We start from the raw sequence: 11,003 nt of genomic DNA, 5'->3' as shown, positions 1-11,003 counted from the left end.
TCGGCGGCGGCAGCGGATCGGCCTCGCCGCGACGGAAAGCGCCGTACAGCGCGCCCAATTCGCGCAGCAGTATGCCGGTCGACCAGCCGTCGGAGACGATGTGATGGCAGGTGAGCAGGAACAGATGTTCCTCATCCGCCAGGCGGAGCAGCGCGGCGCGCACCAGCGGCCCCTGCGTCAAATCGAACGATTGAGTGGCCGCCTGACGGCACAGCGTTTCAGCCTGCGCGGGGTGACGTCGCAGATCGTGGAACGCAAGCGGTAACCCGTTTGCCGGCAAAATCTGTACCTGTGGCCGATCTTCCCGGGTGATGAACCGGCTGCGCAGCGATTCGTGGCGCGCATAGAGCGCGTCCAGCCCCTGTTGCAACGCCTGCCGGTCCAACCGACCGCGCAGCCGCAACGCCAGCGGGATATGGTAGGTTTCGCTCATCCCCTCCAACTGGGTCAGGAACCACAGACGCTGCTGAGCAAACGACAGGGGCAATTCCCCATCGCGCGCCACCGGCAGCATCGGGATCGATTCCTGCGTCGGCGCAACCTGCAGCGCCTGGGCCAACACGTGCAACACCGGACTGGCGAACAGCGCGTGCAACGGCAGCTGCCATCCGGCCTGTTGCACGCGGTTCGCCAGGCGCACCGCCATCAGCGAATGCCCGCCCAGTTCGAAGAAGTGGTCGTAACGGCCAATCCGTTCTACGCCCAACAGCTCATGCCAGATAGCCGCCAACAGATTTTCTGCCTCGCCCTGCGGCGGCGCATAGGCCTCGCGCGCGCAGGCGTCGACCTGCGGCACCGGCAGGGCGCGCTTGTCCAATTTGCCGTTGCCGGTCAGCGGCAACGCCTCCAGCCAAACGTAAGCCGCCGGCACCATATAGTCCGGCAACCGCGCCTGCAGATGCCGGCGCAATTCGGTCGCCAGCGTAGCGCGTTCCGTCACCGGCGCCGGAACTACCCACGCCACCAGTCGCTTATTCCCGTCGCCATCGTCGATAGCGTCCACGGCTACGCTGCGCACGCGCGGATCGGCGCTCAGCTGCGCTTCCACCTCACCGCACTCGATGCGGAAACCGCGGATTTTCACCTGCTGGTCGTTGCGCCCCAGGTATTCGATATCCCCCCCCGGCAGATAGCGCGCCAGATCGCCGGTGCGATACATGCGCGCACCCGGCGCCCGGTTGAAAGGGTCTTCGAGAAAACGTTCCGCCGTCAATTCGGGCCGGTTCAGGTAGCCTCGCGCCACCCCTTCACCGCCGACGTACAGTTCGCCGATCGCTCCCATCGGCACCGGTTCGCCATCGGTGCCCAGCAGATACAGTCGCAAATCCGGAATGCGGCAACCGATCGGGCTGGCGACGATCGCCGTATCCTGCGCCGACAGCGGCCGGTACGTCACGTGCACCGTGGTTTCGGTGATGCCGTACATGTTGACCAATCGCGTCTGCCGGTTCTCTGGACGAGCAAACCACGGCGCGAGATCGGAAGGTTTCAGCATTTCACCACCGAACACGATCTCGCGCAGCTGATGGCGCGCTTCGCTGTGCGCCTGAGCCTGGATAAAGGCTTTGAAGGCGCTCGGCGTCTGATTCAATACCGTGATGCCGCTGCGGCAGAGGAAATGATAAAAGTCCGGCGCCGAACGGGCGATCTCCTGCGGTACGATGAACAGCTGGCCGCCATACAACCAGGCGCCCCAGATCTCCCAAACCGAAAAGTCGAAGGCGAATGAGTGGAACAAGCACCACTTGTCGGCGGCGCTGAAGTTAAACCAGGCGTTGGTGGCGCTGAACAAGCGCGCGACCTGGCGATGCTCCACCATGACCCCTTTCGGTTTGCCGGTCGAACCGGAGGTGTAAATCACATACGCCAGGTGTGATGGCCGCACCTCGACGTCCTGCAGATCGTCGCCTTTCCCCGTCAACGGCTGTTCCAGCGCCAATACCGGCACCTCGCAGCCGCCCAGCGCTTGCCTGCCGAGTTCATCCGCCAACAGCAGCACCGGCGCGGAGTCCGCCAGGATGTACTGTAGCCGCTCTCCGCTATAGGCGGGATCCAACGGCACATAGGCGCCGCCGGCTTTGAGGATCCCCAGCAACCCGGCCAGCATCGGCAGACCGCGTCCGGCGCACAGCGCCACCAGACTGTCCGGTTGTACGCCAAGCTCTATCAGCCGATGGGCCCATCGGTTCGCCCAGGTATTCAATTCAGCGTAAGTCAGGCTGTCATCGCCGTATGTCATCGCCGTCGCATCTGGCGTGCGTTTGACCTGCGCTTCGAACAGCCGATGCAGACACGCCGCCGGCGAGTGCGAAGCAACGGTGTGATTGAGGCCCTGCAGCAACTGCGTGCGTTCTTCCTCGGAAACCAGATTGAGTTCGCCGATGGTGCGACGATGAGAGCCCGCTCTCACCGCGTCGTTGAGCAGCATCAGCAGATGTTGCGTCGCACGCAACATCTGTTCGTCAGCCACTGAGGCGGCGTCGTATACCCAACGGAAGGCGCCGTCAGCCTTGCAGATTTGCAATACCGCGCGCGAGCCGGAAGCCATGATGGCAGCCACGCCCTCGTCTTCAGGCTGCAACCCTGTCTCTGAACGCCGGCTGACGATCGATACCGCCGTCGGCCAAGCTTGGGGCGCCCGCAGATCCGCATCGCCCGTCAGCAACGCGGGATGATAATCAGCATGAGCGCGCAACCGGCCGTATTCTTGTTCCAGCGCGGCCAATGCCTGCTGGAAATTGTAGGAGTGATCAACTGAGACCTGCAGCGGCAGCACGCGCGCGCTCAGGTGAGCCCAACGTCCCCAATCCCGATCGTTCGACGTAATCCAACCCAGCTGAAAATCGGTTTCATTACACATGCGCGCCAGATAGAGGGTTGCTGCCGCCAGCACCTGCTCGCCGGCAATCTTTTCCAGGCGCTGCCAGGCCGTGGCCTGCCAGCGTGCGGGAAGGTCCGCCCGGCGGTCAGGCCCTGGCGGGAACGGCGCCGGATAAAAGCGTGTCAGACGCGGTTGCCAGAAAGCGGCGCTGTCGGCGCTGGCGCCATAGGCCGCGCCTAACAGCGAAGCTTCGGCATCGCTAAGCGTCGGCAAGACCGAGCCGACAGACAGGCCGCAGGCCTGCGCCAGCGCATCACCCGGCTGAATCGAGCCGTCGGCGCGCAAGAACGGCCCGACGCGCACCATGCCGGGATGCGCGGCGATCTCCCAGCCGTCGGTCTCGATGCGCAGCAGGGTGCCGGGTTCGGCCTGGCGTTCATCGCTCACCGCCAGCAGCGTCGTCACGCCCAGCACACGCTCCGCCAACAGTATCTTCGCCGCGCATCCCGCGCCATGGCTCAGCGAGCTCACCAGGCGCTGCAGCGCCTGAGCCGGGCGATCCCAACGGATGATGCCGCCGGCAGGCGGTTGCCGCCGGTTGGCGTAAAAGCTGCCGCCGGCCCCGGCATCCGCCAACGTCGCCACTTGCCGATCCAACGCCTCGATCGTTCCCGTCGTTGAAGCGTTCAGCGCGCGTAAAATGAACTGGAAACGACGCTGCAAAACATCCAGATCGTCTAATGAATTTGCATAGGCGGCGTCAGAAAAAGTGACGTCCAGTTCATTCGCCTGCTGGTCTTCATACAGCATAATCTGTAGATCGCCGGACGGAATATTGCCACCGTAATACCAACGGGTGCGGCATCCCCAGAAAGGATCGCCATGGTCGAAAGAAACGATGTTAATTGAAGGGCCAAACCAGGCGGAATCCGTTGCGCCATTATCACGCCGAATATCCTCCCCACGATATAATTGATGGCGAACCACTTTCGCTATTTCAGCCGCCACTTTCTGGATAAATTCAGCCAGGCTTAGCTGAGGTTCAACCTTAATAATCAAAGGGACAACGTTAGAGGTCATACCAATACTGTTTCGTTCCCTTGTCCCGGTCACCGGCATGCTGAAATTAAGATATTCGCTGCCGGTTAAGCTGTAGAAACATAATGCTACGGCGGCGGCCAATATATGCGCACGGTGTACGCCGATATTGTCAGCTTGTTGCTGCAGCTGATCCAATGCCTCTTTTTCCAGCAGCTGCGTGTTGTGGTGCATCGCAGCGTCCGGCGTCAATACGGCCCTGCGTGACAAGCTCTGCGGCGCGGCGGCGGTATATTCCCGCCAAAACGCCTGATCGGAAGAAAAGCGCGAAGAGTCGCGGTACTTGATGTCGTTTTCATACAGCAGAGAGAAATTGCAGTTGGCGAATTCAGGGATGACGCCGCCGGACGCCAGCGCGTTATAGTAAGCCGCGATGCGCCGCATCACTTCCTCGGCACTGCGGCCGTCGGTGATCATATGGTGGAAACGGCGATAGAGGATGTAGCGCTGCGGCGCGAGCGTAATGACATAAAAACTAAAAGGTTCTTCTCCCGTAGCGCGGCGCGGCAGCGCCGAATCCGCCACCATCCAGCGTCTGGCCGCCTGCAGAGGATCGGGCTCCTTGCTGAGATCGAGCGTGAACAGCGGCTCATGTGTACGTGGCGCGCGGTATTGATAAAGCTCACCGTCTTTTTCCACAAAATGCGCTTGCAGAGCCGGCGTTTCTTCGACGATGGCGTCGATGGCTTGCCGCAGTAGCTTAACGTTGAGCGGCCCGTCGACCTGTCCGTAGCCCCAGATATTGAATGACAAATCTTTGGAGATGTTTTCCCCCAGCCAGAGTTCACGCTGGGCGGTTGTTATTTCATGCAGCTCAACTTTCTCCGTTGCGGCCTGAGCCCCTGCACGGAATTCCCCACTCTTCACATCAGTTTGTTTGTTCATAATATTCTCTAGCACGTTTTCATTACGTTAATGAAATAGACCGTCAGGATTTAGGCAAAGGCTGGCCGCCCGACAGTTCAAGTCAGAATAAAAAAACCGTAGAAAAGCTGGGTCTCCCCCAACTAAGAAAGGATAGAATGGCTAATCCAGAGGTCCCCCCTGCGCCTCAATTTGCTGAGCTGTGAAGTATAGGAGAGGATATTTTTTTTGGCGAAACGTGCGAAAGGGAATAAATGACCATTTTATTTCCCCGATATTACTCAGGGATGACGAGGGTATTGAACTTGTATTAACCTGATATAATTGGATAATAATTAATATTTTTTTGTATTATTTATCGAGGTTAATATGCAGCAATTCTTACGATAAGAGCCTCTCCATATCAATAAGTTATACTTTATTGTTTGAAAAACAATAATTAATAATTTAATTAATTCATTGTCATCGAAATTTATGCCCGGTTTTATCGGCAGCGGCTCTATCGCTTTTTGTTATAACAATGGGAAAAATTATGCTGAAAAAATTTTGCGTTTTTTCGTGCGCAAATCAACGGCACCGTTCCCAACCGCAGACAAGGTCAATGGGGCGGCAGAGCCCGCCCCAAGAGGTCTTACCACATCAGCCGGCCGATCAATGGCGCGGCCACGACCGTGATGATGCCGGCCAGCATCATCACCAAACTCGACACCACGCCCTCCTGCGGCCCCAGCTCATAGGCGCGGGCGGTGCCGGCGCCATGCGACGAGGCGCCAAATCCGGCGCCCTTCGCCAGACGGCTGCGCACCGCCAGCCGCAAAAACAAAATATCCCCCACCGCCATGCCGAACACCCCGGTGATCACCACGAACAGCGCCACCAGATCCGGCTGCCCGCCCATCTGTTTGGCGGCCTCCAGCGCGAACGGCGTAGTGATCGACCGCACCGCCAGGCTGCGCTGCACCTCTTCCGGCAATGTCAGCAAGCGCGCCAGCCACACCGAGCTGTACACCGCCACCAGCACCGCCGTCGTTACGCCGGCGGTCAGCGACAGCCAGTGACGACGGATGATATGCAGGTTCTCGTACACCGGCACCGCGAAGGCGATGGTCGCCGGCCCCAACAGCCACAGCAGCCAGTGGGTTTCACCGATGTAGTCCTGATAGGAGATATGGGTGACCACCAGCAGCAACACCAGAATCATCGGCGTCAGCACCAGCGGCATCAGCAGCAACGTGCGGCGGCGGCGATAGAGTTTCTTGTTGGCGAAGTACAGCGCCAGCGTCGCCAGAAAACAGGCCAGGCTAAGGATGAAATCATTCATGGCGCTGCTTCCGTCGCTGCAGCCAAATCTCCAGCCGATATACCCTGTCCACCACCAGCCCGGTGGCGCCCAGCGTGAGCATGGTGCTGACCGCGATCACCAGAAAGATCTTCCAGCCCTCGACCATCAGCAGCTGGGCATAGTTGACCACCGCCACCACCGCCGGCACGAAAAACAGCAGCATTTCCGCCAGCAGCCAGCGGGAACCGGCCTTGACCCAGCTCAGCGGCAGAATGCGCAGCAGGATCAGCGCCAACAGCATCAGCATGCCGACGATATTGGCGGGAAGCGGCAGGTGGAATTGTTGCACCAGACGATCGGCGAGCAGGAACAGCGCCGCATACAACGCCACCTGAATCGGCACCTGCAAACGGGTCAGCAGGGAGGGGGCTACGCGGCGTAACGCCAGAGACATGAAAGATGACCTCAAACAATAAATTGACGGCCTACAGTATACGCAGCCGGGAAACCACGCCTGAAATGAATTAAAATTATCGACATCATGCCGTCCGGGAATAGTTTCCCACCGGTAGCGTCCCCAAGGAGAACCCTAACGTGGATGTCCGCACCCTGCGCTACTTCGTTGAAGTGGTGCGCCAGCAAAGCTTCACCCGCGCGGCGGAAAAACTGTTCGTCACCCAGCCCACCATCAGCAAGATGCTGCGGCATCTGGAGGAGGAGCTGGAGTGCACGCTGCTGATCCGCGAAGGCCGCAAGCTGCGCCTGACCGACAGCGGCCAGGCGGTGTATCAGCGCGGCCTGACGATCCTAGACGAATTCCGCCAGTTGGAGGCGGAGCTGGAAGACATCGGTTCAGTGAAAAAAGGGGTGCTGCGGCTCGGCATTCCGCCGATGGTCGGCAGGCAGATCGCCGATCTAATCCGCCGTTTTCGCCAGACCTACCCCGGCATCGAATTAAAAATTTCCGAACTGGGCGGGCTGTCGGTCGAGCAGGCGGTGATGTCCGGCGAGCTGGATCTGGCGATGACGGTGCTGCCCTTCGATTCGGAACAGCCGCTGACCTTTCTGCCGCTGCTGGGCCATCCGATGTGCGTGGTGGCGCCGCGCACGCCGCAGTGGCTCAATCGCACCCGCATCAATATCGCCGAATTGGCCGACAGCCCGATCCTGATTTATAACGAAGACTTTGCGCTGTACAAGATGCTGATGAAGGCGTTTAGCCAGGCCGGTTTTGAGCCGCAAATCGCGGTGCGCAGCGGCCAGTGGGACTTCCTCGCCTCGATGGTGCAGGCCGGCGTGGGCATCGCCATGCTGCCGGAACCGGTTTGCCGCTGGCTGGATAAGGAAAACCTGGTTTGGCTGCCGCTGGAGCCGCGCATGGAATGGAAAATCGGCCTGATCTGGCGCCAGGGCAGCTATTTGTCGCACAGCGCGCAAGCCTGGATAGCCTGCTGCCGCGACTACTGGCCGCCGGTCAAGTAGCCAAAAAACAAGGGCCGCACAGGCGGCCCTTCGGGACGGAAATAAGAGGAAAAACGTTTATTCCTCCCTCTGCGTTTACCCTTCGCGCTCGATCAGCAGCGCTTCGAGCAAATCGAGATCGTGCAGCAGTTTTTGCAGCGTCTCGTTGCTGATTTTCTGCGTGGCGCGCAGGTGGTACAGCTCGCCGCGCTCGGCGCGCAGCGCCGTCAGGCGGAAACGCCGCTCGAGGTTCTCCATCGCCAGCGCATTCTCGATATCGTCTTTCGACGCGATACGCCGCCGCAGCATGCCCGTCACCCGCGAGCTGACCTCTTTCAACACCTGCGGATCGAGGTTCTCTTCGGTATCGGCGACCAGGCGCTCTTCCATTTTATTCACGCTCTCGATCGCCACCTCGGCCGCCATGGCGATCGCCATCCGCTCTTCCTGCTTGCTGGCGCTCTTGTCGGTCACCTGCACGCCGCGCAACAGCAGCGGCAACGCCAGCACGCCGACAATCAACGACAGCAGGATCACCCCGGCGGCGATAAACACCAGCTGATAACGCGCCGGGAAGGCGGTGCCGTCGCTTAGCAACAGCGGTATCGACAGTACGCCGGCAAGGGTAATCGCCCCGCGCACCCCGGCGAACGACGCCACCCACAGCTCACGCGTGCTGTAATCGCCGAACTGCAGCGGACGCTTTTTCATAAAGCGGTTACTGGCCTTCTTCATCACCCACAGCCAGGTGAAACGCAGCACCAGCAGCGCGGCGTAGATGGTGGCCACGTCGGCGAACAGATACCAGGTCTGGATGGTCGGATCCAGCTCCGCCTGCAGGATGGAGGTTTCAAGAATGCCCGGCAGCTGCAGGCCCAACATGATGAACACCATGCCGTTGAACACGAATTCCAGCATCGCCCACACGCTGTTGGCGCGCAGGCGCATCGCCAGCGGCGCGTTGCGGATCACGCCGGATTGGCTGATGGTCATCCCCGCCGCCACCGCCGCCAGGATGCCGGAAACGCCGATATGTTCGGCGATCAGGTAGGACGCGAACGGCAGCAGCAGCAGGAACACGATCTGGGTCGCCGGATCGTCGCCGCTCCAGCGGCTCATCACCCGCAGCGATTTACTGTAAGTCCAGGTGACCGCCACGCCGGCCAACAGGCCGCCGATCGCCACTTTGAGGAATTCAAGGGTCGCGCCACCCACGGTGAACACCATCGTGCCCATCGCCACCGCGATGGCGAACTTGAGCGACACCAGGCCGGACGCGTCGTTCATCAGCGCCTCGCCCTCGAGCACGCCCATGATCGGCTTGGGGATCCGCCCTTTGCCGACGATGCCGGACAGCGCCACGGCATCGGTCGGCGACAGCACCGCCGCCAGCGCGAAGGCCGCCACCAGCGGAATGCCCGGCACCATGGCGTAGATCAGATAACCGACGCCGACCACGGTGATCAGCACCAGCACCAGCGCCAGGCCGAGAATTTCACGCCCGTGATGCAGGAATTCGCGCGTCGGCGTTTTCCAGCCGTCGGCGAACAGCAACGGCGGGATGAACAGCACCAGGAACAGTTCGGGATCAAAATCGACGTGCAGCCCGAAATGCGGCCAGGCCAACAGGGCCCCGATGGCGATTTGCATCAGCGGCAGCGGCACCTGGAACGGCAACATGCGCGTCACCACCCCGGACAGGGAGACCACCAGGATCAAAATGAGGATTGTAAAAAAGATTTCCATGCTTTCCTTAGACTCTACGATTCAGACGACATCGGCTCAGGGCCTGCGTTGGTCCCGATAGTAGATCACTTTTTTTACAGCCGTTAAAGCTTGTTGTGCCTTTCAAAACGCGGTGCAGAGCAGAAGAAGACTTATCTTAAGAAGGGAATTGCCGTCACAGGCTCCCCCGCCCGATGGGCGAGGGAAATCCAAGAGGCTTAAATCGCCCAGCCGCCGGCGTAGAACGCCACCAGCGCCACGGCGATCAGCACGGTGCCGATGTTCAGCTTGCGCCATTCGCCGGAGAAGATGCGGCCGATGACCAGCGAGCTGAAGCCCAGCATGATGCCGGTGACGATGTTGCAGGTCAGCACGATGAACACGGCACACAGCAGGCCGGCCATCGCGTCGACGAAGTCGTTGAAGTCCAGCTTGGTGACGTTGCTCAGCATCAACAGGCCGACGTACATCAGCGCCGGCGCGGTGGCGTAGACCGGCACCAGATAGGCCAGCGGCGACAGGAACAGGATCAGCAGGAACAGAACGCCGACCACGGTGGCGGTCAGGCCGGTCTTGCCGCCCGCGGCGGTGCCGGCGGCGGACTCGATGTAGACTGCGGCGGGCGCGGCGCCCACCAGCCCGGAGAAGATGCTGCTCAGGGAATCTGAGGTCAGCGCCTTGCCGCCGTTGATGATCTGGCCGTCTTTATCCAGCAGGTTGGCCTGCCCGGCTACCGCGCGGATGGTGCCGGTGGCGTCGAACACCGCGGTCATCACCAGCGCCAGCACGCTCGGCAACACCACCGGCTGCAATGCGCCCATGATATCCAGGCTGAAGATCAACGATTTGCCGTCAGCGTCCGCCAGGCTCGGCATGGCGAACAGCCCCTGATATTTCACCGCCGGGTCGAAGATCAGGCCGATGATGGAAATGGCGATGATCACCAGCAGAATGCCGCCGGGCACGCGCAGTTTCTCCAGGCCGAAGATCACCGCCAGGCCGACCAGCGTCATGACGACCGGGAAAGAGGTGAACGCGCCGAGCGCCACCGGCAAGCCATCCAGCGGGTTCTTCACCACCAGGCCGACGCCGTTGGCGGCGATCAGCAGCAGGAACAGCCCGATGCCGATGCCGGTGCCGTGCGCCACGCCCATCGGCAGGTTGCGCAGGATCCAGGCGCGGATGCCGGTGACCGAGATGACGGTAAACAGCACGCCCATCAGGAACACCGCGCCCAGCGCCACCGGAATGCTGATATGTTGGCCGAGCACCAGGCTGAAAGCGGTAAAGGCGGTCAACGAGATCGCACAGCCGATGGCCATCGGCAGGTTAGCCCACAGCCCCATCAGCAGCGAGCCCAGACCGGCCACCAGACAGGTGGAAACGAACACCGCCGCCGGCGGGAAGCCCGCTTTGCCCAGCATGCTCGGCACCACGATCACCGAGTACACCATCGCCAGGAAGGTGGTCAGCCCCGCCACCACCTCCTGACGCACGCTGCTGCCGCGCGCGGAAATTTTAAAATAGCCATCAAGCCCGCCGGTTGGTTTTGCGGCGTGGTTCGCTTGAGAGTTCGACATAGGTTACTTCCCCTGTGTTTCATGAATCGGCCCGTCGCAGCAGGCCTGTAATCTCGCCCGCGCCTGATCGCCACGTAATCGTTTACGTCACGTTCCGCTTCCTTGCCCTTCCGTCGCACCGCCAACGGCGATGCGCACCAAGGCAAACGTTTAACTCGCAGCGCGCGGTACG

General features: G+C 60.9%; 6 protein-coding genes. 1 reads left to right on the top strand and 5 read right to left on the bottom strand.

Going from position 1 to position 11,003, the window contains the following annotated elements:
• The 3 genes from J9788_RS24475 to J9788_RS24465 all read right to left on the bottom strand — a co-directional run.
• A partial coding sequence (locus J9788_RS24475; RefSeq protein ID WP_209333069.1) for a non-ribosomal peptide synthetase occupies positions 1-4,804 on the bottom strand: 4,804 nt, incomplete at its 3' end.
• 610 nt (positions 4,805-5,414) lie between these two features.
• Positions 5,415-6,104, bottom strand: coding sequence for an LrgB family protein (locus tag J9788_RS24470; RefSeq protein ID WP_004936833.1), 690 nt, complete (start codon positions 6,102-6,104; stop codon positions 5,415-5,417).
• Positions 6,097-6,519, bottom strand: a complete 423-nt coding sequence (locus J9788_RS24465; protein ID WP_082997290.1) for a CidA/LrgA family protein — start codon at positions 6,517-6,519, stop codon at positions 6,097-6,099. Before J9788_RS24465 ends, J9788_RS24470 begins: the two co-directional genes overlap by 8 nt.
• 140 nt (positions 6,520-6,659) lie before the next feature.
• Here J9788_RS24465 and J9788_RS24460 point away from each other — a divergent pair, with 140 nt between their 5' ends.
• Entirely contained in the window at positions 6,660-7,547 is an 888-nt protein-coding gene (locus J9788_RS24460; protein ID WP_182265786.1) for a LysR family transcriptional regulator, read from the top strand.
• Positions 7,548-7,622: 75 nt separating this feature from the next.
• Here J9788_RS24460 and J9788_RS24455 read toward each other — a convergent pair whose 3' ends face one another.
• Both J9788_RS24455 and J9788_RS24450 read right to left on the bottom strand, forming a co-directional pair.
• Complete coding sequence (locus J9788_RS24455; protein WP_004936822.1) at positions 7,623-9,272, bottom strand: Na+/H+ antiporter; 1,650 nt, start codon at positions 9,270-9,272, stop codon at positions 7,623-7,625.
• 197 nt (positions 9,273-9,469) lie between these two features.
• On the bottom strand, positions 9,470-10,831 hold the full coding sequence (locus J9788_RS24450; RefSeq protein ID WP_033644434.1) for an NCS2 family permease: 1,362 nt from the start codon (positions 10,829-10,831) through the stop codon (positions 9,470-9,472).
• Positions 10,832-11,003: the final 172 nt, after the last annotated feature.

The organism is Serratia sp. X10, assembly GCF_017811775.1.
GTDB lineage: Bacteria > Pseudomonadota > Gammaproteobacteria > Enterobacterales > Enterobacteriaceae > Serratia > Serratia ureilytica.
Note: the sequence above shows the minus strand (reverse complement) of the source record. Positions and strands in the feature narration are given on the sequence as shown.

Coding starts and splice junctions, on each gene's coding strand:
- J9788_RS24470 (WP_004936833.1), bottom strand. CDS start 6,104: ATGAATGATTTCATCCTTAGCCTGGCCTGTTTTCTGGCGACGCTGGCG.
- J9788_RS24465 (WP_082997290.1), bottom strand. CDS start 6,519: ATGTCTCTGGCGTTACGCCGCGTAGCCCCCTCCCTGCTGACCCGTTTG.
- J9788_RS24450 (WP_033644434.1), bottom strand. CDS start 10,831: ATGTCGAACTCTCAAGCGAACCACGCCGCAAAACCAACCGGCGGGCTT.
- J9788_RS24455 (WP_004936822.1), bottom strand. CDS start 9,272: ATGGAAATCTTTTTTACAATCCTCATTTTGATCCTGGTGGTCTCCCTG.